The sequence below is a fragment of the Brevibacillus sp. Leaf182 genome, from assembly GCF_001423865.2.
In the GTDB taxonomy this organism is placed as follows: domain Bacteria; phylum Bacillota; class Bacilli; order Brevibacillales; family Brevibacillaceae; genus Brevibacillus; species Brevibacillus brevis_C.
In genome coordinates this window covers 361,356-387,292 of record NZ_LMPN02000037.1, presented here as the reverse complement: position 1 = coordinate 387,292, position 25,937 = coordinate 361,356, and the positions used below count along the sequence as shown (strand labels likewise).

Annotated in this window: 31 protein-coding genes, 1 pseudogene and 2 riboswitches; of the genes and pseudogenes, 20 read left to right on the top strand and 12 right to left on the bottom strand. The window is 45.4% G+C overall.

All coding sequences use genetic code 11. The features are described from left to right. Positions 1 to 41 precede the first annotated feature (41 nt). From ASG16_RS28850 to ASG16_RS28840, 3 genes are all read right to left on the bottom strand, one after another. Complete coding sequence (locus tag ASG16_RS28850) at positions 42 to 590, bottom strand: GNAT family N-acetyltransferase (RefSeq protein WP_056487870.1); 549 nt, start codon at positions 588 to 590, stop codon at positions 42 to 44. A gap of 80 nt (positions 591 to 670) precedes the next feature. After that, positions 671 to 1,162, bottom strand: coding sequence for a GNAT family N-acetyltransferase (locus tag ASG16_RS28845; RefSeq protein WP_056487868.1), 492 nt, complete (start codon positions 1,160 to 1,162; stop codon positions 671 to 673). A gap of 141 nt (positions 1,163 to 1,303) precedes the next feature. After that, complete coding sequence (locus ASG16_RS28840) at positions 1,304 to 2,011, bottom strand: O-methyltransferase (protein WP_056487866.1); 708 nt, start codon at positions 2,009 to 2,011, stop codon at positions 1,304 to 1,306. Between the two features lie 613 nt (positions 2,012 to 2,624). Here ASG16_RS28840 and ASG16_RS28835 point away from each other — a divergent pair. Then, on the top strand, positions 2,625 to 3,077 hold the full coding sequence (locus tag ASG16_RS28835) for a YhcN/YlaJ family sporulation lipoprotein (protein WP_056487863.1): 453 nt from the start codon (positions 2,625 to 2,627) through the stop codon (positions 3,075 to 3,077). A 136-nt stretch (positions 3,078 to 3,213) separates the two neighbouring features. Here the strand turns inward: ASG16_RS28835 and ASG16_RS28830 are convergent, their stop codons facing one another. Then, positions 3,214 to 3,450 (bottom strand): hypothetical protein, encoded by a 237-nt coding sequence (locus tag ASG16_RS28830; protein ID WP_056487861.1) that lies wholly within the window; start codon positions 3,448 to 3,450, stop codon positions 3,214 to 3,216. Positions 3,451 to 3,628: 178 nt separating this feature from the next. On the opposite strand from ASG16_RS28830, the gene ASG16_RS28825 reads away from it, so the two are divergent. Both ASG16_RS28825 and ASG16_RS28820 read left to right on the top strand, forming a co-directional pair. Continuing rightward, complete coding sequence (locus ASG16_RS28825) at positions 3,629 to 4,603, top strand: bile acid:sodium symporter family protein (protein WP_056487858.1); 975 nt, start codon at positions 3,629 to 3,631, stop codon at positions 4,601 to 4,603. A 239-nt stretch (positions 4,604 to 4,842) separates the two neighbouring features. Continuing rightward, entirely contained in the window at positions 4,843 to 5,094 is a 252-nt protein-coding gene (locus tag ASG16_RS28820; protein ID WP_056488510.1) for a YolD-like family protein, read from the top strand. A gap of 215 nt (positions 5,095 to 5,309) precedes the next feature. Here the strand turns inward: ASG16_RS28820 and ASG16_RS28815 are convergent, their stop codons facing one another. Further along, positions 5,310 to 5,543 carry a hypothetical protein gene (locus ASG16_RS28815; RefSeq protein WP_056487856.1) on the bottom strand — a complete coding sequence of 78 codons (234 nt, stop codon included), beginning with the start codon at positions 5,541 to 5,543 and terminating at the stop codon, positions 5,310 to 5,312. A gap of 175 nt (positions 5,544 to 5,718) precedes the next feature. Here ASG16_RS28815 and ASG16_RS28810 point away from each other — a divergent pair, with 175 nt between their 5' ends. Then, positions 5,719 to 6,273 carry a GNAT family N-acetyltransferase gene (locus tag ASG16_RS28810; RefSeq protein ID WP_056487853.1) on the top strand — a complete coding sequence of 185 codons (555 nt, stop codon included), beginning with the start codon at positions 5,719 to 5,721 and terminating at the stop codon, positions 6,271 to 6,273. A gap of 1 nt (position 6,274) precedes the next feature. After that, a complete protein-coding gene (locus ASG16_RS28805) occupies positions 6,275 to 7,327 on the top strand; it encodes a P1 family peptidase (protein WP_048033204.1) in 1,053 nt (350 codons plus the stop codon). 61 nt (positions 7,328 to 7,388) lie between these two features. Here ASG16_RS28805 and ASG16_RS28800 read toward each other — a convergent pair whose 3' ends face one another. Both ASG16_RS28800 and ASG16_RS28795 read right to left on the bottom strand, forming a co-directional pair. Then, on the bottom strand, positions 7,389 to 7,574 hold the full coding sequence (locus ASG16_RS28800; RefSeq protein WP_082195948.1) for a hypothetical protein: 186 nt from the start codon (positions 7,572 to 7,574) through the stop codon (positions 7,389 to 7,391). Positions 7,575 to 7,646: 72 nt separating this feature from the next. Then, a complete protein-coding gene (locus ASG16_RS28795; protein ID WP_056487851.1) occupies positions 7,647 to 8,654 on the bottom strand; it encodes a glycerophosphodiester phosphodiesterase family protein in 1,008 nt (335 codons plus the stop codon). A 165-nt stretch (positions 8,655 to 8,819) separates the two neighbouring features. Between ASG16_RS28795 and ASG16_RS28790 the strand changes: the two genes are divergently transcribed. Together ASG16_RS28790 and ASG16_RS28785 are read left to right on the top strand one after the other, a co-directional pair. Beyond that, positions 8,820 to 9,065, top strand: coding sequence for a hypothetical protein (locus ASG16_RS28790; protein ID WP_048033202.1), 246 nt, complete (start codon positions 8,820 to 8,822; stop codon positions 9,063 to 9,065). A 19-nt stretch (positions 9,066 to 9,084) separates the two neighbouring features. Further along, positions 9,085 to 9,435 (top strand): DUF952 domain-containing protein, encoded by a 351-nt coding sequence (locus ASG16_RS28785; protein ID WP_056487848.1) that lies wholly within the window; start codon positions 9,085 to 9,087, stop codon positions 9,433 to 9,435. A 4-nt stretch (positions 9,436 to 9,439) separates the two neighbouring features. Here the strand turns inward: ASG16_RS28785 and ASG16_RS28780 are convergent, their stop codons facing one another. Beyond that, entirely contained in the window at positions 9,440 to 9,655 is a 216-nt protein-coding gene (locus tag ASG16_RS28780; protein WP_056487845.1) for a hypothetical protein, read from the bottom strand. Between the two features lie 124 nt (positions 9,656 to 9,779). On the opposite strand from ASG16_RS28780, the gene tlp reads away from it, so the two are divergent. From tlp to ASG16_RS28760, 4 genes are all read left to right on the top strand, one after another. Further along, on the top strand, positions 9,780 to 9,998 hold the full coding sequence (gene tlp, locus ASG16_RS28775) for a small acid-soluble spore protein Tlp (RefSeq protein ID WP_007727168.1): 219 nt from the start codon (positions 9,780 to 9,782) through the stop codon (positions 9,996 to 9,998). A 138-nt stretch (positions 9,999 to 10,136) separates the two neighbouring features. Beyond that, a complete protein-coding gene (gene mnmA, locus ASG16_RS28770; protein ID WP_048033198.1) occupies positions 10,137 to 11,249 on the top strand; it encodes a tRNA 2-thiouridine(34) synthase MnmA in 1,113 nt (370 codons plus the stop codon). Between the two features lie 22 nt (positions 11,250 to 11,271). After that, the gene (locus ASG16_RS28765; RefSeq protein ID WP_048033197.1) at positions 11,272 to 11,601 is read left to right on the top strand and encodes a hypothetical protein; all 330 of its coding nucleotides are present in this window, start codon (positions 11,272 to 11,274) and stop codon (positions 11,599 to 11,601) included. Between the two features lie 39 nt (positions 11,602 to 11,640). Further along, positions 11,641 to 12,153, top strand: a complete 513-nt coding sequence (locus ASG16_RS28760) for an ACT domain-containing protein (protein ID WP_056487842.1) — start codon at positions 11,641 to 11,643, stop codon at positions 12,151 to 12,153. 32 nt (positions 12,154 to 12,185) lie between these two features. Here ASG16_RS28760 and ASG16_RS28755 read toward each other — a convergent pair whose 3' ends face one another. Continuing rightward, complete coding sequence (locus tag ASG16_RS28755) at positions 12,186 to 13,007, bottom strand: alpha/beta hydrolase (RefSeq protein ID WP_056487840.1); 822 nt, start codon at positions 13,005 to 13,007, stop codon at positions 12,186 to 12,188. Positions 13,008 to 13,177: 170 nt separating this feature from the next. Then, positions 13,178 to 13,377: riboswitch (cobalamin riboswitch) on the top strand. A gap of 161 nt (positions 13,378 to 13,538) precedes the next feature. On the opposite strand from ASG16_RS28755, the gene nrdI reads away from it, so the two are divergent. The 5 genes from nrdI to ASG16_RS28730 all read left to right on the top strand — a co-directional run bounded on the left by nrdI (position 13,539) and on the right by ASG16_RS28730 (position 20,070). Further along, the gene (nrdI, locus tag ASG16_RS28750; protein WP_056487837.1) at positions 13,539 to 13,898 is read left to right on the top strand and encodes a class Ib ribonucleoside-diphosphate reductase assembly flavoprotein NrdI; all 360 of its coding nucleotides are present in this window, start codon (positions 13,539 to 13,541) and stop codon (positions 13,896 to 13,898) included. Continuing rightward, a complete protein-coding gene (nrdE, locus tag ASG16_RS28745) occupies positions 13,885 to 15,969 on the top strand; it encodes a class 1b ribonucleoside-diphosphate reductase subunit alpha (protein ID WP_056487834.1) in 2,085 nt (694 codons plus the stop codon). The genes nrdI and nrdE overlap by 14 nt, the downstream gene beginning before the upstream one ends. A gap of 55 nt (positions 15,970 to 16,024) precedes the next feature. Then, positions 16,025 to 16,975 (top strand): class 1b ribonucleoside-diphosphate reductase subunit beta, encoded by a 951-nt coding sequence (gene nrdF / locus ASG16_RS28740; RefSeq protein ID WP_056487832.1) that lies wholly within the window; start codon positions 16,025 to 16,027, stop codon positions 16,973 to 16,975. A gap of 86 nt (positions 16,976 to 17,061) precedes the next feature. Next, positions 17,062 to 17,260: riboswitch (cobalamin riboswitch) on the top strand. 144 nt (positions 17,261 to 17,404) lie between these two features. Beyond that, on the top strand, positions 17,405 to 19,687 hold the full coding sequence (metE, locus tag ASG16_RS28735) for a 5-methyltetrahydropteroyltriglutamate--homocysteine S-methyltransferase (protein ID WP_056487829.1): 2,283 nt from the start codon (positions 17,405 to 17,407) through the stop codon (positions 19,685 to 19,687). A gap of 14 nt (positions 19,688 to 19,701) precedes the next feature. Then, the gene (locus ASG16_RS28730; RefSeq protein WP_056487826.1) at positions 19,702 to 20,070 is read left to right on the top strand and encodes an acyl-CoA thioesterase; all 369 of its coding nucleotides are present in this window, start codon (positions 19,702 to 19,704) and stop codon (positions 20,068 to 20,070) included. A gap of 316 nt (positions 20,071 to 20,386) precedes the next feature. On the opposite strand, the gene ASG16_RS28725 is transcribed toward ASG16_RS28730, so the two are convergent. The 3 genes from ASG16_RS28725 to ASG16_RS30750 form a co-directional block, all read right to left on the bottom strand. Next, on the bottom strand, positions 20,387 to 21,580 hold the full coding sequence (locus tag ASG16_RS28725) for a winged helix-turn-helix domain-containing protein (protein ID WP_056487823.1): 1,194 nt from the start codon (positions 21,578 to 21,580) through the stop codon (positions 20,387 to 20,389). Continuing rightward, positions 21,577 to 21,774: a hypothetical protein gene (locus ASG16_RS28720; RefSeq protein ID WP_056487819.1), complete on the bottom strand. Its 198-nt coding sequence runs from the start codon at positions 21,772 to 21,774 to the stop codon at positions 21,577 to 21,579. Before ASG16_RS28720 ends, ASG16_RS28725 begins: the two co-directional genes overlap by 4 nt. A 247-nt stretch (positions 21,775 to 22,021) precedes the next feature. Beyond that, on the bottom strand, positions 22,022 to 22,165 hold the full coding sequence (locus ASG16_RS30750; RefSeq protein WP_157966788.1) for a hypothetical protein: 144 nt from the start codon (positions 22,163 to 22,165) through the stop codon (positions 22,022 to 22,024). A 209-nt stretch (positions 22,166 to 22,374) separates the two neighbouring features. Here ASG16_RS30750 and ASG16_RS31720 point away from each other — a divergent pair. The 4 genes and pseudogenes from ASG16_RS31720 to ASG16_RS28705 all read left to right on the top strand — a co-directional run. Continuing rightward, positions 22,375 to 22,785, top strand: a pseudogene (locus ASG16_RS31720) (Hsp70 family protein); the annotation flags it as partial. Position 22,786: 1 nt separating this feature from the next. Continuing rightward, positions 22,787 to 23,122, top strand: coding sequence for a hypothetical protein (locus tag ASG16_RS31715; protein WP_370444423.1), 336 nt, complete (start codon positions 22,787 to 22,789; stop codon positions 23,120 to 23,122). Continuing rightward, entirely contained in the window at positions 23,122 to 24,978 is a 1,857-nt protein-coding gene (locus tag ASG16_RS28710; RefSeq protein ID WP_056487810.1) for a J domain-containing protein, read from the top strand. The genes ASG16_RS31715 and ASG16_RS28710 overlap by 1 nt, the downstream gene beginning before the upstream one ends. Positions 24,979 to 24,991: 13 nt before the next feature. Beyond that, complete coding sequence (locus ASG16_RS28705) at positions 24,992 to 25,657, top strand: DUF1266 domain-containing protein (RefSeq protein ID WP_056487808.1); 666 nt, start codon at positions 24,992 to 24,994, stop codon at positions 25,655 to 25,657. Positions 25,658 to 25,937 lie beyond the last annotated feature (280 nt).

Genomic DNA, 25,937 nt, shown 5'->3' with positions numbered 1-25,937 from the left:
TAGGAAGATTTTGACGAATGCTTTTCGAAAGAATGGCTTGTTTATTTCGTCAAAACATACAACCATTCACCGTTGCAGTCCTCGTCGTCCCCAGTCAGGCCGTCTAAGACACGTTCAAACGAGAAGCCGAGCTTCTCAATGATGCGCAGCGATGCTTTATTGTCTGGGTGTGCTTTTGCGTACAAGTGATCCAATCCGATTACATCAAACGCGTACGTAGTAAGAGCGGAGGCAGCTTCAAAAGCGTAGCCGTTCCCCCAATAATCCCGTCCGATTAAATAATAGAGCTCTTTTTCCGGAGCCAGAAAATCGAGAACGCCCACACCACACCAGCCAATGAACCTGCCAGTAGCCTTTTCGCGTATGGCCACTGAATATTTAAAAGGCTGGTCAAAAGGGGTGTCATAACTGCTTCGTAGCCAGTGAAATAAGCGTTTGTAGTTTTCCAGAGGCATAACGTTCATGGGCAGGTAGGTAAATAACTCTGGGTTTTGCATGAGTTCAAAAGATTCCATTAAATCATCCTCTGTGTAAGGACGAATGATAAGGCGTTCTGTTTCTAAGTGCAAGGTAGATATCGTTGCTTGCATGCAGGTTGTCCTTTCCATTTAAAAAATGATTTCTTCTGCATAAGAAAGAGGAGAAGCGCTCACGGTAAGCTCTTCTGACCTCATGTGTGTTTGATCAGAATGAGTTCTTCCACTTCTTCGCCTCGTGCTTCCGAAAAGGCTCGATCGACACCGAAAGGCTGAAAACCGTTTTTTTCTAGCACACGAATGGATCCGAGGTTGTCATGGGCGACACGCGCATATACAGGACGTGTTCGGAGTTCCTCTAAAAAGAGGGCAAGTGCATTTGTCGCGATTCCTTTGCCCCAAAAGCTTTTGTCAATCCAGTATCCGATCGTAGGCAAGCCTAACAGCTCAAAGCACGAAACATTACCGACAACCTGCCCACTCATGACAATGGCTCTTTTCACAATCGATTCATTGTTCAAAATTCTTGTCCAATGAGCGGTGAATCCGTCTCTATCTTCAGGGTCCTTGACAGTAAAGGCTGCCATCTTATGAGCAGATTTGTCCAATTGCTGGTTGAAAAATATAGGGAGATCTGCCTCAGTTACTTCTCGTAAATCGAGGGTCCGATAACGCAATGGCTCCACGGAAAAGCACCTCCAAAAAATACAGGCTATTCTCTCTTCACCAACACTTTGATAATCAGCGATAGTACAGCGAGAACCAAAATGACATTAGCGATGAGCATAAAGCTAGGTAAACCGAGCCTAAACAAGATGTACACACTCCTACTCGTTAGAACCTTTGAAAGTGAAAAAGACTAGTTCTCCCCCGTTGACTAGCATGATCGCAAAGCCATCATAGCCCTTGCTGCCAACTGTCTGTACAACGGTTCCACTGACACGTTGCTCTTCAGCTACTAAATCGGTGAATTGACGTACACCGACAATATTGGGATCCGTGCTTGTTTCGTCCACGACTTGACCACTTCGTACAACATTATCCGTGATAATCACAGTACCTTTGCGAGAGAGCTTCAATGCCCATTGAAAATAGTCGGGGTTTCCTTTTTTATCTGCATCGATAAAAATAAAATCAAAAGGACCCTGATTTTCATTGTGAAGTTGGATGAGAGAATCAAGGGCAAGTCCGACCTTCACTTCCACGATCTGATCCAGTCCTGCGCGGGCAATGTTCGATTGTGCAACTTCCGCATGCTTTGGATCATATTCGAGAGTAACGAGACGACCGTCAGCAGGGAGTGCGCGGGCTAACCAGATGGTACTGTATCCACCCAGAGTGCCAATTTCCAAAATCGAACGAGCTCCTTGGATCCGTGCTAACAGATGAAGGAATTTACCTTGATTGGGTGCTACATCAATAGCTGGAAGACCTGCAGCTGCGTTCTCTTGAAGAACTGTGTCTAAAACGGAATCGGCTTCCAGTAATTTATCCGTAAAATAGTGATCGACCGCTGTCCATTGCTCTCTATTCATGTACTCAACTCCTCAAGATTTTACAGGGATATCATAACACGATTAGAAACTTCTGGCTGGCTTTTTTGTAGCATGTAACACATTTCAACAGAAGGTTTCAACGGTCGATCCAGCTTTATAGGTAATATTTTCACCTGTTACCATTATTTTCGCATAGCGTAAACGATGAGTTTTCATGATAATAGAAAAGTAATCCAAGCTAGCTAGTATAATCCAATCTTGGGGATTCTATTCCACGCGTTCGACTAAATGATGCAGTCAAAGTCGGCGCCATTTTTTTATTCCATCTATAGGTAAATGTACCTATTATTGATCGTTGTCAACAGAAAACAAGTCCTATATGATTAAATCATTCACGTATGACATATGCGTACTACCCCGTACGCCCCAACCACTTTTTGTTGGTTGGGATTTTTTTTGTTCCATTTTATATCCAGTCATCTCCTATCGCGTTTCGATGCGATTTTTTATATCCTTGTACTTAGGACTCGAAACGTTCTTGGGGTCTGCGGTGACTCAAATTATGCAGAGGAGTCACCGCTTTTTTCTTTACATACTTCCTCCGTTCAAGGTCAAGCTAGTAACAGGTGATTTTGGTCAGGAGGTGTTTTGTGTGCGGGCAACTTTCGTGGTGCTGACACTAGCTTTTGCTTTGACCGTAACGGGGTGTTCGAAGCAATCTGGTACAGAAACGAAGCAAAAAGCGGAACCGGAACCGTTATGCATGCCTGTTCCCGTCAGACATTATCAATGGGAAGAGCGAGCGAGATCGATTACAGCTAACGTGAAGGGCATAGACAAAATAGTGGTTATGCAAATCGATAAAGAGCTTGATGTGGCTATTCAAGTGACGAATTTTAATCGGTTCAAGCTGGAATCGATTCAAAAAGAAGTCGGAAAGAAATTAAAAGAGGCCTTCCCAGATGCCAATATTCATGTGACAGCTGACAAGCGATTGATAAAAGATTTGCAAAAGCTGAGTGAAGAACGGTGGCCAACGGATGTAAAAGAGGCATGCCAGAAGAAGAAATCGTTAAAGGCAATTGAAAAGAAAATGAAGGGCTAGCCATTTTTCCTAACCTCACACACTACATGGGTAGGGTGAGGTTTTTGCTGTCTTTTTTGACAGAATGATCAAGGTGAATTGAATATTCTGTGATTTCCTGATGAAGAAGAACTCCCTAACTGGGAGTCTATATAGGCTAGTGAAGATCACGATCGTAATGATGCGCGCGCTCTCGATCTCGATGAAGGTCGATGCCGCGTAATTCACCCTTGGCTTTTTCCACAAGGACTTGATAATCTCTTACCACTTCCGTCAAGGTCGTAACCGATTCCTTATAGTCGGGATCATTACAGATTCCATCTATCGCTCGATGGAGGTGATACATCTTATCTTCGGTTTTTCGGATAAATTCTACCCAATCCATTCCGTTCATAAAATACCTCCTTTCCGTCATAGGCTTTACTCCCATACATGAAAGTATACAAGGTGAATTTGCAAATAAATGACCTGCATGCAATCTAATAATGAACTTTGGTCTTGTAACAACAATCTGTTCATGATAACATACCTCACATCAATAGCATCAAAGGACGAGACTTGAGGTGTATCAAATGAACGGGTTAGCCAAACTGAATCGATCGCTTGAGAAAATCATGCCCATACTAACGCCGAGTAGTGTTGCCATTGGCGTAATAGCGGGGACACATTTACAACCGTTTGCTTTTTTGTCTCCTTGGGTGTTTGCCTTCATGACATTTACCGGAAGTCTGGGTTCAGGATTTAAAGAATTTGCAAAGGTACTGACCAGACCGCTCCCTTTAATCGTCAACTTGTTGATTCTTCATGCACTTATGCCGCTTGTTGCTTGGTCAATGGCACGGTTGTTTTATCCAGACGATATTCATGTCATCACGGGCTTTTTGTTGGCGGCCTTAATTCCCACAGGGATCACGAGCTTCTTATGGTCGTCGATTTATTTCGGAAACATCGCACTCACGCTATCCATTATTTTGTTGGATACAATGCTCTCCCCATTGATAGTTCCGCTGGGGATGTCCTTATTTTTAGGGGCAACAGTCGAGATGGATTTGGCTGAACTGATGAAGGGTTTGTTTTATATGATTGTGTTGCCATCTCTTGTCGGTATGCTGCTCAATCATTTATCAAACGGGAACGTCAAAAAAACGCTGGCACCAAAATTAGCGCCATTTTCTAAGATGGGAATGGGTGTTGTCGTAGCAATCAACAGCTCGATGGTCTCGTCTTACTTTCATATGATGGACGCTAAACTGGTGAAAATGGCGGTGCTCGTACTGGTAGTAGCCATTTTGGGTTATTTGATGGGGTGGGGGATCGCAAGGTTGTTCGGATGGGAGCGTGATGTGATCGTCACGTTAACCTTCAACAGTGGGATGAGAAACATTAGTGCAGGGGCAGTTATGGCGATCACCTACTTTCCTGCGCCTGTTGCGCTTCCCGTTGTTCTCGGTATGCTTTTTCAACAAATACTCGCTTCTACCTTCGGAAAGTTTTTAGAGCTGGTCGAGAAAAGACCGCAGCATCAACCACAGGAATTATCAAGCTAAAAGCAAGGGCCGTTTTCCAAAACTATTGGGAAAACGGCTTTTTTCTTACAGATTCTTACCAAAGAAAGCAATTAGCGTGACTTGGCAGAACAAATGGGGAGACTTTTCAAGTGGTTCAAATGAAGAAATTGAAAAAAGAGTTGCGAACTTATGTTCGTAGTCACTATAATGTAAGTACAAATTCCTGCACAGGATGAGGATCTGGATATCAAATGATCGTAAGTAGGCGGGTGAAAAGCGTGGCGAACAGCAGTCTTGAAGTAACGAGCGCAGAAAGAGAGGCATTTATGTACATGCTGCGAGATTCGGCAAGAGAGAATTATCCCTTGAATGTGAGCTGGTGTGTGTCCTTTGAGGGGGAGCGGGGGAATACATGTAGCATGTGGGGAGTGGTCAAATGGGTTGACCCGAAGGCGAGACGTGTTCAATTAGCAAACCAAACGGGTAGTCAATGGATCGAGATGGAGAAAATTATCAATGTACATGCATAGGTGTGTGTAGAAACCTTACGTGAAAGTCGACCCGTCGTAAGGCTTCTTTCTTCTTTGCACAAAAAAGGAAGTAGATATGTCATAAAACCTAACATAAAAACACGGAAAATTCGAAAGTTCGATTGACGTTTGAATTTCTTGTGTTAGAATATATTACATAGCATGCATTCTCTCCACTTCCTATTTTGACCCAATCATTGGGTCCTTTTTTTTGCCTATGTTCTATTGTTCGGATATGGCTTCCCATCCGCTTGAAATAACTTGCTCACCATTCCATAAAGACGACCTGACATGTTAGGAAAAATAAAGGAGTATTCATTCGCTCCTTGATTCAACAAGACGATTGGTGCTTCCACGATGTAGGGGATTTTCATTAGATCGAGCATCTTCTTATATTCCTCTACCTTGGAATGGTCGACCGTATAATAAAATGATTTGGAAAAATTCATGCGAGCACGCTCCTTTCCCATATTGTAGCATATCCACAGTTTGTCGTATAAGTGAACATAATAAATATTATGTAAACAAACTTCCTCCCTCTCTCCTTATGAAGAGAGAAGATTCACAAAAACTTCTACCTATGATAGAATAAAAGACCAAAATTTTACCAATAGGAGAAGAAGGATGGTAATCAGCCAACAACTACTTTCTGTGAACGGGTTATCTTACACGATTCGCTCTGCAATGGAAACAGATGCACAACAATTGTCGGAACTGCGCCTGCAAATCGATGGGGAGACTGAAAATTTGGACAGAGAAAGAGGAGAGGCCTTCATTGATGGGCAAGGATTCGAACACATCATCAAAACGGATGCAGAAAGTACTAGGAATTTGTTTTTAGTGGCGGTTGTACAGGATCGGATTGTCGGGTTCTCCAGATGTGCAGGTGTTTACTTAAACAGATTTGCGCACAAAGTTGAGTTTGGTGTATGCGTCTTGCAAGAGTTCTGGGGTTATGGCATCGGGAAAAATCTCTTGCAGGAATCGATTGCCTGGGCAGACGCCAACCACATTACCAAAATGACGTTGAATGTAATGGAAACGAATGAAAAGGCAATTGAGTTGTACAAACGGTTTGGCTTTGAAATCGAAGGGGTACTGAAAAACGACAAAGTTCTTTCCGATGGCAATTATTACAACACCATTATTATGGGGAGATTCAAAACGACAGGAGAGTAACATGACGAGAAAAAGAGCGAGAGAATGTGGCGTATTGATTGGGACGGGTACCCCAGGAGCGTATAATGCAATTACGGATGTAAAAGGAGTGCGGGTCGGCCACAAAACGATTCTCAAGGAAGACGTTTGTTCGGGTGTTACGGTGATAATTCCCAACGAGGGACAATTGGAGGGGCAGCATTTTCCTGCTGGTTTTTTCTCCTTTAACGGTACGGGAGAGTTTACGGGAAGTCACTGGATAGAAGAGACCGGTACGCTTGTGACACCGATTGTATTTACGGGAAGCCATCTGCTAGGGCTGGCACATCATCATCTTGCTCGTGCGACGAGAAAAATCGAGGGGCTTGAACCGTTTTCTAATGGAATCGTCGCGGAGACTTGGGATGGTTGGTTAAGTGATCTCGAAAAGACGCAGATTCAGTATGAGGATTTGGAAGAAGCGATTGTAGAGGCGCAAACAGGAAATGTCGAGGAAGGCAATGTGGGTGGAGGTACCGGGATGATCTGCTTCGAATTCAAGGGCGGAATCGGAACCTCTTCACGCATCGTTGAGACTGAATGTGGCACGTTTACTGTCGGGACATTGGTGCAGACGAATTTTGGAAGAAGACAGGATTTAAAAGTAAATGGTATTCCTGTGGGCCAGATGATCTCCGAAAATGAAGTTCCATTGCCGTGGGTAACACCTGAAAATGATGGTTCTTTCTTGGTAACAATTGCGACAGACGCGCCTCTCTTGCCAACACAATGCAAGCGCATTTCCAAGCGAGCGTCACTCGCGATGGCACAGCTCGGCGCAATTGGCGAGGAGGGCAGCGGTGATTTCTTTCTGACCTTCTCCACAGGAAATTGCTATTCATATGGCGACGAGCAAATGAGCACAGTGAAAATGTTTCCGTCCGAACAACTGGATGCACTGTTTGAAGCAGCAATCGAAGCAGTCAAGGAAGCGATCCTGAACTCCATGTTGATGGCGGAAACGATACAAGGCCAGAAAAACAGAACCGTACATGCATTGCCACTGGATCGTTTCGTAGAAATCATGTCTCGTTAAATGAAAAGACTCCGCTAGCGTTAGCGGAGTTTTGTTGTCTGATCATTTGTTAAACAGTTGTTTAACTGCTGAAGAAGCTACGGCTGGAGTGCTTTCTTTTATAATGAGAGCTGCCGTAATGGGAACGTCCGTACCGATTGCTAGAGCTGTATTTTCTGCGATGCTTGTAATCGCTGCTACTGTATTTCCGGTACTTGTGCGAAGATGAGTGATTACCGAGTAAATTTTTCAAAAGCTTCTTGAGCATATCAATCACTCCTAGTTAGGTTCGAAGTCTATTCCGTATAAGTATATACGAATATATTGGAGAATCGTTTCATTATTTTTCTGCGTTTTCGTGAAAGGCTGGACCAATTAGATCAATCCGGTTCGTCCATATTCCCCCTGTAAAGCTCTCTGGAACTCGTTTTAAATCAGTCGGAACATCAAAGCCTTGCGACACATCTCCACTCCCTGCGACTAGGATCACGCGGGTGTCTTTTGCCTCCATTCTTGCCATGAAACGATTCGGCCAACCCCAGAGCCATGGGGCAATCTGATCAGGAATATGCAATTGGGTTTGCGCACAAGCTTCTGGTACATATCCGGACCAACCGGTTGCGATGTACGGGATCAGGCAGCTTTTCATAGTCGCCATAGACATCACACGCAACTGGGGCAGTTGTTGTTTCAATGTCTCGATTGGCTTGTCACCGCCATAAACTGAGAGCTGTGCCAGTCGTTCAGCAGGCAATTTTGCCAAAACATCCGCTAACGCCTTCCCCTCGAGTGGGTCATTGCTTTTAATATGGATAAGTAGCGAGCGATCAGGGAATGTTTGTAGCACATCATCGAGAGAGGGCATCATGCCAATCCCTTTTCCACGGAAGGGGAAGGTTCTCCCTTCATCCGCTGTATAATGGTAGCCAATGTCAAGCTGTTGTAATTCGGCCAGGGTATAATCTCTCGTGACACCGGTACCGTTTGTCCGACAGTCGAGCGTCCAGTCATGAAACACCGCGAATCGATTGTCTTTCGTCCATTGTACATCGAGCTCCACAACGTCCGCGCCCGCATCAAAAGCCGCCTGCATGGACGGAATCGTATTTTCCAGGTACGGATGCTCCGGTGGATAAATCCGTTCCGCCGTACACGTTTCATTGGTGATGTTCTCCATATGAAAGGTTTGTGCCATCCCGCGATGAGCAAGTAAAAAAGGTTCGCCTTCTGGCTCTTTTGCAAGGTAAGAGCTGTTACCCAGAAACAGGAAAGTGACGAAAAGAAGGGGAACCCAGATGCGTTTTCGCTGGAACCATTTCTTTCGTGGTTGATTTTGTTGTTTTGACATGATGGGATACCGCCCCTTCCTTCAAATACTCTGTTCATTGTAGCAAAACGCAAGGGAGGAAGGTACATCCTTTGGGAGTAGTGCTTGGGGCTTGGCATCATTCGAAAAGACTGGCACAATAGACGGAAGATAAGATGTATCCCATGAAGAGCAAGGGGAGGTTCCATGAAAATAGCTTTACACCAAATCGCTTATCAGATCGGTATGCACCCAACTGAGATGGCGAAGCTTGTCTACGAAGGTGAAGTAACGGGAGAGGTACCTGACCGCAATCCGCAAGCGAAGGATGCCTGGGTGGATTTGCACTCTCTGCGTAACTTCATTCAATGGCGATATGATCAGGGGCGAATGGACCAGATGTTCTATGATAAAGCTATGCGTCACCTGAACAAAGCAATGCCAAAAAAATAATCGAATTCGGAGGAGAAACATGCAAAACTCTATTATTTACTGCATGGTACCAAAAGCATACTGGGAAAAGTGGAAGGACAAGGATCATTATTTACCACGCGATTACGACCAGGAAGGCTTTATTCACGCGACAAAAGGGGACGAGCTGCTTGAAAAGGTAGCAAACCGTGTCTATGCACAGTTTGACGAGGAGTTGTATGTACTCGTTGTCGATGAAACAAAAACGACTTCGGAAGTCAAATACGAGGCAGCGAAGGATGGATTGCTTTATCCGCACATCTACGGACCGCTGAATCAAGAGGCGATTGTAGATAGGAAGCAAATGAATCGGATAGACGGTCAGTGGCGTCTGGGAACGTCCATCCGTTAATCTTCTACCAGCTAAACCATTTGAGTAGCGCCAGCACTTCTTGGCGCTTGGCCTCAGGTAGCTTGTCGAGTCTGCGCAAGAGAAGATCGATTCGCATGCGCTGTTCCACTTCGGATTCAGGTACCTTTTGCCCCTTCACCCATTGTCGTTTCAGTCGTACAGGATCGGTATCAGAGATGATCCGAAGCAGCTTTCTTTCCAACAAATCTAAGGAAGCCATAGGTGAAACCCTCTTTTTCGTTTAATCCGTTTCTTCTATTATAACACGGGTACATAAAGAAACCATGATTGGCGCACAATGGTAAAGGTGTTGAATATAACCCTTTGTAGGAGGCGTATCGATTATGGCGAAGCCGGATGACCGTTCTGACAACGCAGAAAAACTTCAACAGATGATTTCCAATACGGAAGAGAACATTCGTGAGTCCGAAGATTACCTGACGGCTCATGCTGGAGAGATTTCTGCTGAGGAAAAAGCAACCCTCGAAGCGAAAAATCAGCGTCGTGAAGAAAGCATCGAGGGATATCGCGCGGAAATCAAGGATGAATCTTCGCAGGCTTAAGCTTGTTAACCAACGTCTGGCGCCAACTACGCGTCAGGCGTTTTTTATTCTATCGGGCAAAAGTGCAACAAAACATGATTTGTTTTGTGAAACATGGTAATCTGTAATGGTACAAATTGAAAAAGAGGAGAAAGACTTATGAAGCGACCAGAAGATACACGCGTCGTTGTCGGCATGTCCGGCGGAGTCGACTCCTCCGTGACGGCTTACCTGCTTAAGCAACAGGGATATGACGTCATCGGCATCTTCATGAAAAACTGGGATGATACCGATGAATTCGGCCACTGCACGGCGGAAGAAGACTTCCAGGATGTCCGGCGCGTCTGTGAACAGATCGGCATTCCATATTACACGGTAAACTTTGAAAAAGAATACATGGACAAGGTATTCCAGTATTTTTTGGATGAATATAAACGGGGACGTACACCGAATCCGGATGTCATGTGCAACCGTGAAATCAAGTTCGGTGAGCTTCTCGCCAAGGTCATGGATCTTGGGGCAGATTATATTGCTACCGGCCATTACGCGCAGGTCAAGTACATCGATGGTGAGTACAAGCTGATTCGTGGTGCTGACAACAACAAGGACCAGACTTACTTCTTGAATGTATTGGGCCAAGAACAGCTATCCAAAACGATGTTCCCGATTGGTCACCTTCCGAAACCTCAAGTGAGGGAGATCGCAGAGAAAGCAGGACTCTATACAGCGAAAAAGAAGGATAGTACAGGGATCTGCTTTATTGGCGAGCGCAACTTCCGCGAGTTTTTGCAAAACTATTTGCCTGCCAAACAAGGAAATATCGAGACCGTAGATGGAGCAGTCATCGGTACGCACGACGGACTGATGTACTATACACTGGGTCAACGACAAGGCTTGGGTATTGGCGGAGGTCATGGCACGAGCGGACAGCCTTGGTTTGTTGTAGACAAAGATCTGGAGCGGAATGTCCTGATCGTCGGTGAAGGCTCTGATCATATTCGTCTGTACTCGAAGAGTCTCTTGGCGACCAACGTGAGCTGGGTGAGTGACAAGAAGCCTTCCGAAACGTTTACTTGTACAGCGAAATTCCGTTATCGCCAGCCGGATCAGGGGGTAACCGTTCATCCGCTGGAGGATGGTACCGTAGAAGTGGTATTTGATCAGCCGCAAAAAGCAGTGACACCTGGTCAGGCTGTCGTCTTCTACGATGGGGAAGTATGCTTGGGTGGCGGTACGATTGACAAGGTACGCTTAGTCGATAAAGAGAACTAAGATAAGACGGGGGAAGCACTCGGTGGATGCTGCGAAAAAATCAAAAGTGATTATCGTTTCGTTTTTGGCCGGAGCGGTTCTCTTGGCGATCATCTCTTATTTCGGGATGGCCTCCTTGGGGAAAGAGCATATGGCGACGATCCAAAACGTCATCAAGGAGAACGGCGGGGTTGTTACCTCGGGTGGAGTGACAGCGGTTCCGCTGGAAGAAAGTCCTTTTACCAACAGCGGAAAAGGCAATACCATCTACCGCATCTACTATACGAAAGATGGGCAAACGTTGACGGCTTGGTATCGTGCTGATAATGAATCCTCCATCAAGAAAGAGCCAGAAGCATGGATTCTGCCGTGAAAACAAGGATAAACCTGACTGGGAGAGTGAAGGCATCACATGACCCAACATGCTGGACTGCGTGAGCTGGCTGAACTGATTCGAAGACTCGAGCCAGAGTTAGCGAGTGCACAATTAAGTATTCTTGCTCATGAAAATAAAGAGGAAATCGCAACGCTGTTAGTGGAAGGACTCGGTACGAAGGTACCTGTCCAACATAGCTCCGGCGAATATGCGAATCATTTGGCGGTTTTGCGGGTAGGGGCGAACAAGTATACCTTCGCGCAAGATTGGAGAGAAGTGTACATCAGTGAAATCAATTACTGCGCGTGTCGCATACCTCCAGGGGCCCATGGGTTGTTGGTTCACCATATCGATTATCCAGGCGTGATATATGACGTCTCACGAAAACTGGCTGAATATCAAATCAATGTTTCCAAGTTGAATGTATCGCGCGAGCAAAAAGGGAAGAATGCCCTGCTTATCTCTGTGGCCGATGAAGAGATTACACCGACGATTGTATCTGCCATCGAAGAGCTGCCCCAAATCACCAAAGTGTTATCTCTACAGTAAGCGAATCATGATAAACAAAAACTGCCCGTTTTTTAGCGGGCAGTTTTTTTCGTAGCGAATTTGAGTCCTTGGCTAACCAAGACTGGCAAAACGGACGAATGATTTTCGGCCGCAAATTCTTGGAAGGAAGCCTTGATTTGACCTTTGCCCATGGAGGACAATCGTTCGACCATCGCCAGGGATTTTTCTTTGACCAAGAACCGGCCATCGTTTTCCAGCTCCCCGATGGTGAGGAGCGCATGGACGTCGAGGTCATCTGTCAGCAGGCTCGGCAATTGGCTCTCCTTCGCAATCAGAACACTCTCATTCCAGTGGATCGAGGGACTGCCAGCTATATACCGCTGAAAAGCGTGTGGTCTCGACAAAAGTACATGCAAGACAAACAACCCACCAAGTGAATGTCCAAAAATCGCTTGCTCCGTCCGATCGATGGGGAAGTCGTTTTCGATGCTAGGCTTGAGCTCCCCCTCCAAAAAGGTGAGGAACTGCTCGGCTCCCCCCATCTGAGGCCAGTCGGCTCCTTTTGGGTTGCCAGGAAGCTCTGAGGCGGGAACTTCATACGTGTAATCAAAGAAACGGGCAGGATGGTACGGATCGTCCGTTGGATACCCAATCCCGACGACGATAGCAGGATACACGCCAGTTCGTTCAGGGCCACGTGATTGTATCCGTATCGCTTCGGTCATGGTGGCAAAAACAGAGTTGCCATCTAGCAAATATATGACGGGAAAGCCTGATTCCGGAGGGGGATCGGCAGGAATACTTACGAAAATATGATAGTCCCGCTCTTGATAAGTCATGCGTTTACTGTAAGAACGAGGAATGACGACAGGTTGATAGTCGGTGCTTTTCATGAGGGCTACTCTCCAATCTTTCCATGGCTAACCAACACGCACAAAATCTATTATATGAACGAGAACCAGAGATTAGCAATAGCCGAAAAAGGAGAATAGTTAGTTTTCGAAAAGAGCGCATACTGAGCTTGACTCCTACGATATATTGAGGTAAAGTAAGTTTTACCAACTACATATTGATGCGGTAAGGTGTTTGCCAGCCAGATTTGGTAGACTTAATAGGGAAGTCGGTGAGAGTCCGACGCGGTCCCGCCACTGTAATGAGAGAGTTCCATTTGCGGAAGAATGCCACTGATCATGAACGATCGGGAAGGTAAAAATGGAGCGATGATCCAAAAGCCAGGAGACCTGCCTAACCGCTTGCACTGTTTAACCTACGGGAGATAGGGAAGTGTTCGAGCGCTCAATTCGCATTGGCGAATTGCTAGATGGAAGTCATCACGCGCATTCGACATGTAAACGTCGGATGCGCTTTTACTTTGGCTAAATAACATACATACAGAGTAAAAAATGCAGGATAGGATGAGGGACATGATAATCGCTTATGATTCAAAAACAGGAAACGTCCGAAGATTCGTCAACAAAATTAATTTGCCACATGTGGAAATTGATCAAGATATGGTGCTGGACGAGCCATTCATTTTGATCACATACACGACGGGATTCGGACAAGTGCCGGAGAAGGTGGCGACGTTCCTGAAGCGAAATCATGTCCATCTGCGCGGAGTATCTGCCAGCGGCAACCGCAACTGGGGAACCAGCTTTGCCAAAAGCGCGGATACGATCGCGAGCCAATACGGCGTTCCGGTGATTTCTAAATTTGAACTGTCCGGTACCGGCCGTGACGTGGAACAATTTACGAGTGGGGTGGCAGCAATTGCGGCATATTGAATTGAACAACGAACTGATGCAGCGTGGCAATGACGGATTTTATCAACTGGAAAAGGATCGGGAAGCGGTTGCGGTCTTCATGGAAGAAGTGCAGTCCAACACGATGACTTTTGGCAGTGTCAAAGAACGCATGGACTATTTGATCGAGAATGACTTCTATGAAAACGTCTATGAAACATACACTGTTGAGCAGGTCGATGAAGTTTTCCGTTTGGCCTATGATGCTGATTTTCAATTTGCTTCGTACATGGCTATCTCCAAATTTTATAAAGATTACGCCTTGAAAACGAACGATAAATCGATGTACTTGGAGCAGTATCCAGACCGGGTGGCCGTTGTGGCACTGTCCCTTGGACAAGGTGACTTTGAGCTCGCCAAGCGTTTAACAGTATCCATGATGGATCAACGCTTGCAGCCAGCGACACCAACCTTCCTGAACGCAGGCAAAAGCCGCCGCGGGGAAATGGTCTCCTGCTTCTTGCTCGAAATGGATGATTCACTGAACTCCATCAACTTTATTTTGGGAACTTGTATGCAGCTATCCAAAATTGGCGGCGGTGTAGCTGTGAACCTGTCCAAGCTTCGCGGACGGGGAGAGCCGATCAAAGGCGTCGAGGGCGCAGCAAAAGGTGTCATGCCCGTTCTCAAGCTGTTGGAGGATGCGTTTTCCTACGCGGATCAGATGGGCCAACGCAAAGGCTCAGGAGCAGCGTACTACAACATCTTCGGCTGGGATATCAACGAGTTTCTCGATTGCAAAAAGATCAATGCGGATGAAAAAGCACGTATCAAAACGTTGTCCATCGGCCTGATCGTACCGAATGTGTTCTACAAGCTGGCTGAGGAAAACAAGCCGTTGACCGTGTTTGCTCCGTTCTCCGTGTACAAAGAATACGGCGTACATCTGGATGATATGGACCTCGATGACATGTACGAGGAGCTCTTGGCAAACGATCGCATCAAGAAAAAGACTGTGATGAGCGCACGCGAGATGTTGACCAAAATCGCGATGATCCAAATGGAATCGGGCTATCCGTACATCATGAACAAAACGAATGCGAACAACAACCATGCGCTGAAAGATCTCGGTTCGGTAAAAATGTCCAACCTGTGCACGGAAATCTTCCAGCTACAAGAGACTTCGACGATCACCAATTACGGCGAGATGGATATCATCCGTCGCGATATTAGCTGCAATCTGGCATCGCTCAATATTGTCAATGTGATGGAACGAAAAATGATCCGTGAATCCGTTCACGAAGGAATCGAAGCCATTACTGCCGTCAGTGACATGACGCGTGTAGAAAACGCTCCAGGCGTTCAAAAGGCAAACCGCGAGCTGCACTCCGTAGGGCTTGGTGCGATGAACCTGAACGGTTATCTGGCAAAGAACAGAATCGCTTACGAGAGTGAAGAAGCGAAGGATTTCGCTCGTACGTTTTTCATGATGATGAACTTCTACTCCTTGGAAAAAAGCATGGAAATTGCCAAGGAAACAGGCAAGACGTTCTTGGGCTTTGAACAATCGGAATATGCAAAAGGCACTTATTTTAACAAGTACGTAACGAACGATTACAGCCCTCGGACGGAAAAAGCAAAGCTTCTCTTCGAAGGAATGCACATTCCGACGCCAGAGGATTGGGCTGACCTACAGCAAAAGGTGCAAAAGCATGGCGTTTACCATGCGTACCGTTTGGCGATTGCGCCGACACAGAGCATTTCCTACATTCAGAATGCGACTTCTAGTGTGATGCCAATCGTTGAGCATATCGAAACAAGAACGTATGCCAACTCTACGACGTATTATCCGATGCCGTACTTGTCGCAGGAAAACTATTTTTACTACAAATCGGCGTATGTAATCGATCAATTCAAAGTAATTGATTTGATTGCCGAAATTCAAGAGCACATCGACCAAGGAATATCGACTGTGCTGCACGTGAACAGCAATATTTCCACCAGAGAACTGGCTCGCTATTACATTTACGCAGCGAAAAAAGGTCTGAAGTCGCTCTACTATACACGTACGAAGCATTTGACTGTAGAAGAGTGCATTAGCTGCGCTGTTTAGTGGACTCGATTTATAAATGGAAAAGCATCAAGCACAAAGAGAAGAGGAACGCCATATGAAAGCAGTCAATTGGAACAGGCCGGACGACGATTTTACGATGACGTTTTGGAATCAAAACATCATGCAGTTCTGGACGGATGATGAGATTCCGCTGTCAGATGACAAGATGTCCTGGATGGAGCTCAGTGCGACTGAACGGGACACGTATAAAAAAGTATTGGGCGGTCTCACCTTGCTGGATACGGTTCAAGGAGGAGTAGGGATGCCGAAGATCATGGAGCATGTCGATGGACTGCAAAGAAAAGCGGTTCTCGCCTTCATGGGCATGATGGAGCAAATCCATGCCAAATCGTACAGCAGTATTTTTACAACGCTGGCATCGACAGAAGAGATTGACGGTATTTTTTCGTGGGTAGAAAACAATCCACATTTGCAAAAGAAAGCCGCCCTCATCTCGAAACGCTATCAAGAAATTGAGAAACCAAAAGACTTGTACATGGCGATGGTAGCGTCCGTCTTCCTGGAAAGCTATCTGTTTTACAGCGGCTTCTTCTATCCGCTCTATTTGGCGGGGCAAGGAAAGATGACAAGCAGCGGGGAAATTATCGACCTGATTGTTCGCGACGAGAGCATCCACGGACTCTATGTCGGCGTTCTCGCGCAAGAAGTCTATCAAGGTCTGAGTGTGGTCGAGCAGACCGCAGCAAAAGAGGAGCTGTATGCCCTTTTGCATGAGCTGCAAGAAAATGAAGAGGCGTATACGACTTCGTTGTATACGGAAATCGGGTTGGCTGACGAGGTTCATGCTTATGTGCGCTACAACGCGAACAAAGCATTGATGAATCTGGGGCTGGACCCGCTATTCCCGGAGGAAGAAGTGAACCCGATCGTGCTGAACGGCATTCGCACGCAGACGAAGCAGCATGACTTCTTCTCGAAAAAAGGAAATGGTTATGTCCGCACGCTAAACGTAGAGCCGTTGACCGATGCTGATTTTACATTTTAGTATGACAAAAAATGGATTCTGTGTTACTGTATGAACAGTATGCTGCCCTGCTCGTTTACTAGGGCACTTCACAGAACCATGACAATTTCATAGGAGTGGGAACAGGTTCTTTGGTTAGCAAGATCGACCAAGGATGAAAAGGGAAGTCGGTGAGAATCCGACACGGTCCCGCCACTGTATGAGGGGAGTCGGCACATTTATCAGCCACTGATCCAAACGGATTGGGAAGGCATGTGCAGATGATGATCCCAAAGTCAGGAGACCTGCCTGTTTCGACGACACTGCTTAACCTACGGGAGATAGGGAGGTGTTAGGATGCTGTGATCTCAGTGCTTATTTGGCATTTCTAACGTTCTTTTGGATCGTTGGAGATGCCTTTTTTATTGGGCGGATTCAAGTCAAGATCGAATGAGAATGGAGAGGAAGCTCATGAAAAGCAGCAATTTGGGATATCCACGGATCGGGAAGAACCGCGAGTGGAAAAAGGCATTGGAAGCATTTTGGGCAGGGACCATCGATGAGGCAAGCCTGGTACAGCAAATGGAGCAAATCCGTCACCAAAACTTGCTGCGTCAGCAGGAAAAAGGGGTCGAGCTGATCCCGGTGGGTGACTTTACGTACTACGATCACATGCTGGATATGGCTGTGATGTTTGGAATGGTCCCCAAGCGTTATGAATACGAGGGAGGCCCGGTTTCATTAGCCACATACTTCGCCATGGCTCGCGGTTCGAAGGATGCTGTCGCCAGCGAAATGACGAAATGGTTTAACACGAACTACCATTATATCGTCCCGGAGTTCGGTGAACGACAACCAGCCATAACCGAGAACAAGCCTCTCCTGGCATATTTGGAGGCCAAAGAAAAGTTTGGCATCATCGGAAAGCCTGTCCTGGTAGGCCCGTATTCATTTGTCAAATTGTCAAAAGGATATGAGAAAAACGAATTTGAGATCGTTGTGGATCAACTCGTTCCGCTCTACATAGACGTTCTCCGCGAGTTGGAGCTGCACGGCGTGGAATGGGTGCAAATCGATGAGCCTGCATTTGCACTGGATGTATCGGAGCATGATCGTGTCATCATCAAACGAATCTATGCGCAAATCGGTCAGGCACTGCCACATCTACAGTGCATGCTGCAAACCTATTTTGAAGCGGTGGATTGGTACGAGGAGCTGATTTCCTTACCGGTAAAAGGAATTGGTCTTGATTTTGTACACGGAGCGAAGCGCAATCTGACCAATCTGAAAAAACACGGGTTTCCAGCAGACAAGATTCTCGGAGCGGGAATCATCGACGGTCGAAACATATGGCGTATGTCCATTGAGGAGAAATGGGAGCTGGTCAAAGAAATTTCCGAGATCGTTCCACTCGAAAAGCTGTGGCTGCAGCCGTCCAGTAGTTTGTTGCATGTCCCTGTAACAGTTGAAGCAGAAAGTGACTTGCCAGAGGAAGTCATGCCTGCATTGGCGTTTGCAGACGAAAAGATTGGGGAAGTGCAGCTTTTAGTCCGAGGATTCCGATATGGTAAATATGTCATTTCGAAAGATATCGCCCAAAATGAAGCGGACTTGCTGAAGCTGGCATTATCCCCAGCGAGGAATCGGCGAGAAGTGAAGAATGCTTTACGTCAAATAGCTGCTGCAAAACTTGAAAGAAGTGTTCCTTATCTCGAACGTCGAGAGATTCAACATAATACGTGGAAGCTGCCACTGTTGCCAACTACCACAATCGGAAGCTTCCCGCAGACGGCGGAAGTTCGCCAAGCCCGACAGCAGTTTAAAAAAGGGACCTGGACAGTGGAGCAATACGATGCTTTTATTCAGGCGCAAATCAAGGAATGGATCGAAATACAAGAAGAGCTCGGTCTGGATGTCCTCGTTCATGGTGAGTTCGAACGAACTGATATGGTAGAGTATTTTGGCGAAAAGCTCGATGGCTTTTTGTTCACAAAAAACGGCTGGGTACAGTCATATGGTTCGCGTTGCGTGAAGCCACCTATTATTTACGGAGATGTGGAGTTTGTGGCACCGATGACGGTCAAAGAAAGTGTGTATGCAAAATCATTGACCGACAAACCAATGAAGGGGATGTTAACTGGCCCAGCAACCATTCTGAATTGGTCGTTTGCTCGAGTCGATGTCGCCAGGCAAGAAGTGTGGGAACAAATCGCGTTGGCATTGCGAAAAGAAATAGAAGCCTTGGAAGAAGCGGGGATTCTCATGATTCAAGTCGATGAACCAGCGCTGCGTGAAGGATTGCCGCTCAAAAACGAAGAGCAGGCAGCTTATCTCGAATGGGCTGTCAGAGCGTTTCGTCTAGCGACCTCTACCGTCGCACCGAGTACCCAAATTCATACACATATGTGCTATTGCGAATTCCATGATTTCATGGATGTCATCAGCGAACTTGATGCCGATGTGATTTCGATTGAAACGTCCCGCAGCCACGGAGAGCTCGTGTCTGTGTTCGAAACAGGAACGTATGATAAAGGCATCGGACTCGGCGTATACGATATCCATAGCCCCCGAATTCCGGCCGTCTCAGAAATGGAAGATATGGTAGCACGGGGTGTACAAGTACTTCCGCCAGATCAATTTTGGATCAACCCGGATTGCGGACTGAAGACAAGAGGGAGAGAAGAAACCGTTCAGTCATTACGAAACATGGTTGCGGCAACGAAGGCGATTCGGACTCGTTTGACAGCCCAGTAGGGAGGGTGCACACGATGAGAGGAGCCACACAAATGATGACAGAAGCACGACCGATCCAACAATCGAGAACCTTTTTGACTGATCTCGTCTTACCACCGGATACCAATCACCACCATACCATTTTCGGCGGGAAAGTCATGGCATATGTCACCTGGACCCATAAGACATCGATGGAAGTATTCGTGAGGGTGGAAGCGGAGAACTTGTTGACAGGAGAAAAACGCATGACAGCACGCGCGTATCTAACGATGATTGCCCTCGACGATCAAGGAAAGCCGACGAGCGTACCTGGTGTCATTCCTGATACAGAAGAAGAGCGCATACAGTATGAAAAAGCGAAGGAACGCCATGTATTGAGAAGGAAGCGGAAGGTAGAGATGTAAGAAGGAACACCCCGTTACAGAGAAGCCTCTGGTAAACTTGCTTGCGACAGGTTACCGGAGGCTTTGTCAGGAGAAAATAAAGTCTTAGACTACCGCTGGTGTTTTGCTTGTTATTCAATTAACGTTCTCCGTTAGCGTTCAAATTATAAAAGAAATTGATACATCAATCACAGCGATTTACAGATGGCGGTTGATATTTATATGATTACCGCCTTTCGACATTTTTACTGTTTCCTCAGGCTCTGTTCTCATCGTTCTGTACAACTTCGTTTTACGCAGAAACTTCTCGGCAAATGGTACCAAAGAACTGGAAATATCAGTTCATAGACTCTGCCGAAATCGTCTCGCATCCGTTGAATAATGCAAGATTTTGAAAACAATTGTTCAAAGCTGTTCGCAATTGCTTTGTTGGCTTTATGTCGTTCTCGTACCAGATGTTTTTAACAACGAGCGTCCCGGCTTTTCGTTCCACGATTACCTCGGCTCGTCCGATGAAGCTCTCTCCATACAATAGAGGCAGCACATAATAGCCGAATTTCCGTTTGATTGCAGGCGTGTAAATCTCCCAAGTATAATTGAAGCCAAACAATTCGTTGATCAGCTTTCTGTCCCATATCAAATTGTCCAGCGGAGCAATCAGCTCGCAGCGTAATTTCGGCGCCGGATTTTGCAGGACGGCTTCAATAAGCGGCAAATCCTCCGTGCGACAGTATAGCATATCCTTCATTTGTTCTACGGTAACAGCAACAATGCGATCTTCGTGTATCAGTTGGCGGAAAACCTCGTTGCGCTGCTCCGCTTTCAATCCCCATATATTCAGCCAGGCATCGGATGCGCGATTCCATAAAAGGCCAACAGCGCCGATTCGACGTAGTACCCGCCACTTGTGATGCTCATGCTCGTCCTCCAGCGGCTCCGGAGCATTCAGCAGTTTTGGCTGTATGTACTTCCCGGCAATATCGTAATATTTACGCGTTCCTTTTTTATGATGGATAATCAACTCGCCTGTCGAGTACATCTGCTCTAGCACCGATCGGGATGTATTGTTTCCGCTGCTCCAGTGGATGACCGATTGCCAAGTGAAATCTCCATCCAATTTCAGTTCATCCGAACTTAGCGTACCGTGATTTTGGATATGAGTCCGTACTTGCGCTGTCAAAACCTCCATTTCCGGATAGCGCTTGGCATGTTGTCGGGCGGCTTGCCTGTATCGCTCAAAATACGGCCAGTCCTCGACAGGGATAATAGCCAGATTCTTGTCGGGATAATCGATCAGCAATCTATCTTGATACAGCAACTCGTCGAGCATATTCTTGGTGAATCCTTTGATTCGCGAGTGAAGAACCAGTTCGGCGTTTTTTCCGCAAACATCGATGGGATCATATTGAATACAGCCGACCTGCCGCACAAAATCCATTACGCCCTGCTTTCCGGTAAATTGATATTCGCCCAACAGCCCGTGCTTCAATAACAGAAATTGCCGTGCTTGGCGGTTCGTCAATTGGATCATGTACGCGTCGGCTCCTTAACGAAACAAACGGGAACCGCTTGCACATGATGATGGATGGCGAGGTTATTAATCACAATAAAGTTATGATTTGCTTCTTGCCATAATGGCGGTATCCATTGGGGAGCTTCAGGAGCAAACCCCTTTCCTAATTTTCCAATAATCGAAAATTGCTCTTTTTCAATGATTTCAACCACGCCTATTCCCCCTATCTGTAGGAAAATACACAAAATACAAACAAATGTTCCTATGATATTCTACCATTGTCTGAAGCATAAAAACAAGAGCTATTGAAAAATAACTGCCCGTTAGTTAAAAAGACTGGCCGCCAGTCTAACACTTTATTTTACAGTCTACAACTTTATTTTTACGGAACAGGCTTCTTTTATTTTATTCGCATACATACACCATTTTTAAAAATTCAAAATGACTTTATGAATTCAGCTAAATCCTCTTGGCGACTTCCATATCGTAAAACGCATACTCACCGTCATAGGTTCCAATTTTTTTCGCAACCAACAGAATATCGTTAAAGTCCTTCAAGGTAAAGCGGAGGTTGTCAACATACGAGGATGGATTGTAAGCCATTGTTTATAGACTCGTGCGAGAATGATGAAATTGGAGAAAGTAAAGATTCTGTATTTTGGTTGTTTAGGCGGAACAATGGGCTATATGTTACGGCATAAGATGAAATGGGACATTGGACTAATTCGAAGAGTGACAGAAACCATATTCTAAACCTTTTATTTTTGATCGATTTTTAATACTATAAATACTATTGAATATAATTACTAAATAACGGTCCCGAGCTAATACCGAATGCGTTGGGAGAACACCTTACTTCATCTGTTGTAAGCATCGATGACAATGGTGAAATTCTGGTCGGCCAAATTGCAAAAGAGCGTCTCATTACCCATCCCCATGTAACTGCAGCAGCCTTCAAACGGTATATGGGTACAGAAAAGCAGCTTAAGTTGGGGCAGTATTCATTTTCTCCTGAAGAGCTTTCCTCTTTCGTCCTGAAAGCCTTGAAGGCAGATGCTAAAGCATTTTTTGGATATGAGGTTACGGAAGCGGTGATTAGCGTTGCGGCTTATTTTAATGACCCGCAGCGAAAGGCAACCAAGCGTGCTGCCGAATTAGCCGGGTTAAAAGTAGAGAGGCTCATCAGTGAACCTACTGCCGATGCGATCGCGTATGGACTTCATCATGGAGATTGAAGTTACTATAGTCAGTACTGGCTTGAAAAAGAAAATGATTATCGAGAAAAAAACTGGAAGCCTGTCACCTGAGGAGATCGAAGCTCGTCCTAACGAATTGAGAGATATCAAAATCCATCCGCGTGACAGGGCCGAAAATAGACTGTTACTTGCTCGGGGTGAACGGATGTATGAAGAATCCCTTGGGGACAAACGCACAGAAATTGCATATTTACTGGAAAAGTTCGAAGCTGTGTTAGCCACACAAGATCAGCAACTGATAAAAAAGACAACTTTAGCGTTTAAAAAACAACTGGATCATTTAGAAGGGTGGTTCGACTACTAATGGGTGTGTGGGAAGTACTGGGGATTGAACCCACAGAAGATATTCAATCGATTAAAAAAGCCTACTCCCAAAAACTGAAGGTTCACCACCCAGAGGATGATCCGGAAGGCTATCAAAGGCTAAGAGAAGCATATGACCATGCATTGAAGGTTGCGAAAAAGGGAGCCATCAAAGAAACTGGCCCGTCGTTCAGCGATGAAAACAACATCCATATCTGGCCCAATCCTCCCAACACGGTCGAGCTAACAGTTGAAACTATAGACCGACCAGAAGAGATTGACCCAGTAGTTGAATTCATGGAACAAGTTGAAGAGGTGTATTCTGATTTCTCTTCCCGTATCAGCCATGAACAATGGTCAAAGCTTTTAAATAACGATATTGTCTGGAATATAAGGCTCAAAGAAACAGTAGAAGTAACATTATTGGATTTCTTGCATGAACATCGGTTTCTCCCTAAAAGAGTTTGGGAATCCATCGAATACTGTTTTCGTTGGCGTGAACTAGCAACAGAAGATCCGGATGATCGAATGGAGCATTTCACCGAAGAGTTTTACCATTTTTATTGTAGACAATTGAATGAACCTGCTCTTCGTTATACCTTTATACAGCATGTAGCCGATTTAGACTACGATGTGTTTCTGAACAAGCGGGAGACGGCATATCAGGCACTCAAGGAAAACAATCTGGAACTGGCAGGTCAATCGATCGATAAAGCATATGCGATGTATTCAGATGATCCTGACTTGCTTCGGCTACAGGGTGAATACTTCCTTCGAATGGGTGAAAAGGAGTCTGCTCTTGCTGCAATGGAACACGGAATCCGTATTTATCCAGATGACATCGATTGGTATCTGATTCGATCTCGGATATGGTATGAAACCCATCAATTCGTAGAAGCAAAAGACGAATGTCTGTACATCCTCTCACGTATGCCTGCCAATATGGGTACCCTGCGTCTGTTGGGGAAATGCTTCATTCAACTTGGTGAGTTAGAGATGGCAGAGGAGAACTACTTGAAGATATTGGAGAGTTCTCCGAATGATATCGATGCCATAACCAGCCTTGCACATATCTGTTCTGAGATGGTGGAGCGGACCAAGCGGAGGCCCTTTTTCACCAGAAGATCAGTCATAAAGAGATTGTATAAAAAGCTTGGGAAGCCAAATTTTTTTGGCAGTGTGAAACTGTTTTGGATGCAGTTGCCCAAAGTAGGTGTCGTATTCATTCTATCCTTCATTCTTTTTCTACATGTTTTGTTATCTAATTCTTTCATCAATGATACCGGATTAACACCTATCTCCTATCTAAAAAATATGATTCATCCTGTAGAGCTATCTTCTACTGAGGTGCTGAATCAACTGGATTATTCTGATATCGCCCAAATGAAGCTTCCCAGTGTTCATTTTCTAGGAATAACAGAGTATCAAGCAAAAGCCCAAACCGGTGCTATCAGTACTCGATATAATTCTTCCTACAGTAAGCAACGTAATTGGGCTAAAAGCATTCTCCCCACAGGATGGTTTTATGTTGCTAAGCTTGATAACTCATCAATCGTTCTATTGGTCTCAGATGCCAATCAAGCAGTGCAGATACAAAAAAGTAATTTCATTGATTCGCCAGGAACAATCGTGAAAATGCCGCAAGAGTTACCTGACTATGTATGGGAAGTTTTGCAGATTACAGACTTTGGATCCAAATACAAAGATTCCGAATTTGTTGTCGATAAACTAATTGTTGTACATAATGTCACTAATGAAGTTCCCGTTAAAGCAGTGATTTATTCCGTATTGTTACTAGTTCTCTATGCATTTTTGCTTCGACTGTTTGTCAGAACCTACAAAACGGTCCGATTCTAATAAGGAGGAACCGATGGCACCCACCGTTCTTACATATAATCAGAAGGGTCACAGATTATTTCTGCGAGCTCTTTCGTCTGTTTGCTTTAGCCAAAGTGGAGCCTACTATTATGCGTTATATCATGAAAATTTAAGTAGACGAACGTGCCTATTTCTTCTTAAGGAAAAACAGATTACAGATAAGACCGCACTAATTGATACAATAAAATGGCTCATATCGGAAGGGAAGAGGGAAGAATTCAATCGTCTCCGTCATTTCTTATTTACTTTTTCCGAATCAGAACGAACGGCATACATTCAAGCGTTACCCGAGGACCATCAATCGAAATCTCAGTTGATTCTTGTCGATTACTATTCGAGATGTCTACCTTCAGAGGGGATTGCTGCTCATGACTATGCTTGGTGTGTCCTTTTATCCAGAGCTGGTTTGAAACTGGGTTACTTGCAAAAGGATCAGGCAATGGAATATATGTTGAGTGCTGCAAGACTGGCACAACAAGCGTATTCCGGATGGAGTGAATATATTGCCGGTTTTGTGGCAGGAATTGATTTTTTAATTCCGGATACGTCTTTCCAAACTGCTAAAGAAAATCGAGGTTTCTACACCAAGCTGCTCGCCTCTAGGCACAGTCCCATGCGTCAAGTTGATTGGAATATAGCTCTCAACAGTAGTGAATGATCTGACCTTCGTGAAAATATCAGTCCTCAATGCCCAAAGAATGTCATTCATTTCATATGACAATGTCGTAATACTTTCACCACGTACACGTGCTCCAAAAAATGGGATGATCTTTCTCGAAAGGCATAAAATGAAAGCAGCAATACTGCTTCAGGCCATTGCGCAATTCTAGGGTGGCAGCTTTCCTGAAGTGACTGATCAGGCTATCGCATCTCTTCCTTCTACACAAATCTAAAGTAATGTTCATAACATAGAGTGGTTATCAACACGTCCTCGTCGA

What these genes read in the sequence shown, in the direction of transcription:
- ASG16_RS28840 (WP_056487866.1), bottom strand. Translation starts at nt 2,011, where the DNA reads ATGAATAGAGAGCAATGGACAGCGGTCGATCACTATTTTACGGATAAA.
- nrdI (WP_056487837.1), top strand. Translation starts at nt 13,539, where the DNA reads ATGATAATCGCTTATGATTCAAAAACAGGAAACGTCCGAAGATTCGTC.
- ASG16_RS28705 (WP_056487808.1), top strand. Translation starts at nt 24,992, where the DNA reads ATGGCACCCACCGTTCTTACATATAATCAGAAGGGTCACAGATTATTT.
- ASG16_RS28710 (WP_056487810.1), top strand. Translation starts at nt 23,122, where the DNA reads ATGGGTGTGTGGGAAGTACTGGGGATTGAACCCACAGAAGATATTCAA.
- ASG16_RS28785 (WP_056487848.1), top strand. Translation starts at nt 9,085, where the DNA reads ATGCAAAACTCTATTATTTACTGCATGGTACCAAAAGCATACTGGGAA.
- nrdF (WP_056487832.1), top strand. Translation starts at nt 16,025, where the DNA reads ATGAAAGCAGTCAATTGGAACAGGCCGGACGACGATTTTACGATGACG.
- ASG16_RS28830 (WP_056487861.1), bottom strand. Translation starts at nt 3,450, where the DNA reads ATGAACGGAATGGATTGGGTAGAATTTATCCGAAAAACCGAAGATAAG.
- ASG16_RS28795 (WP_056487851.1), bottom strand. Translation starts at nt 8,654, where the DNA reads ATGTCAAAACAACAAAATCAACCACGAAAGAAATGGTTCCAGCGAAAA.
- metE (WP_056487829.1), top strand. Translation starts at nt 17,405, where the DNA reads ATGAAAAGCAGCAATTTGGGATATCCACGGATCGGGAAGAACCGCGAG.
- ASG16_RS28780 (WP_056487845.1), bottom strand. Translation starts at nt 9,655, where the DNA reads ATGGCTTCCTTAGATTTGTTGGAAAGAAAGCTGCTTCGGATCATCTCT.
- ASG16_RS28805 (WP_048033204.1), top strand. Translation starts at nt 6,275, where the DNA reads ATGACGAGAAAAAGAGCGAGAGAATGTGGCGTATTGATTGGGACGGGT.
- ASG16_RS28790 (WP_048033202.1), top strand. Translation starts at nt 8,820, where the DNA reads ATGAAAATAGCTTTACACCAAATCGCTTATCAGATCGGTATGCACCCA.
- ASG16_RS28755 (WP_056487840.1), bottom strand. Translation starts at nt 13,007, where the DNA reads ATGAAAAGCACCGACTATCAACCTGTCGTCATTCCTCGTTCTTACAGT.
- mnmA (WP_048033198.1), top strand. Translation starts at nt 10,137, where the DNA reads ATGAAGCGACCAGAAGATACACGCGTCGTTGTCGGCATGTCCGGCGGA.
- ASG16_RS28725 (WP_056487823.1), bottom strand. Translation starts at nt 21,580, where the DNA reads ATGATCCAATTGACGAACCGCCAAGCACGGCAATTTCTGTTATTGAAG.
- ASG16_RS31715 (WP_370444423.1), top strand. Translation starts at nt 22,787, where the DNA reads ATGGAGATTGAAGTTACTATAGTCAGTACTGGCTTGAAAAAGAAAATG.
- ASG16_RS28810 (WP_056487853.1), top strand. Translation starts at nt 5,719, where the DNA reads ATGGTAATCAGCCAACAACTACTTTCTGTGAACGGGTTATCTTACACG.
- tlp (WP_007727168.1), top strand. Translation starts at nt 9,780, where the DNA reads ATGGCGAAGCCGGATGACCGTTCTGACAACGCAGAAAAACTTCAACAG.
- ASG16_RS28730 (WP_056487826.1), top strand. Translation starts at nt 19,702, where the DNA reads ATGAGAGGAGCCACACAAATGATGACAGAAGCACGACCGATCCAACAA.
- ASG16_RS28850 (WP_056487870.1), bottom strand. Translation starts at nt 590, where the DNA reads ATGCAAGCAACGATATCTACCTTGCACTTAGAAACAGAACGCCTTATC.
- ASG16_RS28825 (WP_056487858.1), top strand. Translation starts at nt 3,629, where the DNA reads ATGAACGGGTTAGCCAAACTGAATCGATCGCTTGAGAAAATCATGCCC.
- ASG16_RS30750 (WP_157966788.1), bottom strand. Translation starts at nt 22,165, where the DNA reads ATGGCTTACAATCCATCCTCGTATGTTGACAACCTCCGCTTTACCTTG.
- ASG16_RS28800 (WP_082195948.1), bottom strand. Translation starts at nt 7,574, where the DNA reads ATGCTCAAGAAGCTTTTGAAAAATTTACTCGGTAATCACTCATCTTCG.
- ASG16_RS28760 (WP_056487842.1), top strand. Translation starts at nt 11,641, where the DNA reads ATGACCCAACATGCTGGACTGCGTGAGCTGGCTGAACTGATTCGAAGA.
- ASG16_RS28815 (WP_056487856.1), bottom strand. Translation starts at nt 5,543, where the DNA reads ATGAATTTTTCCAAATCATTTTATTATACGGTCGACCATTCCAAGGTA.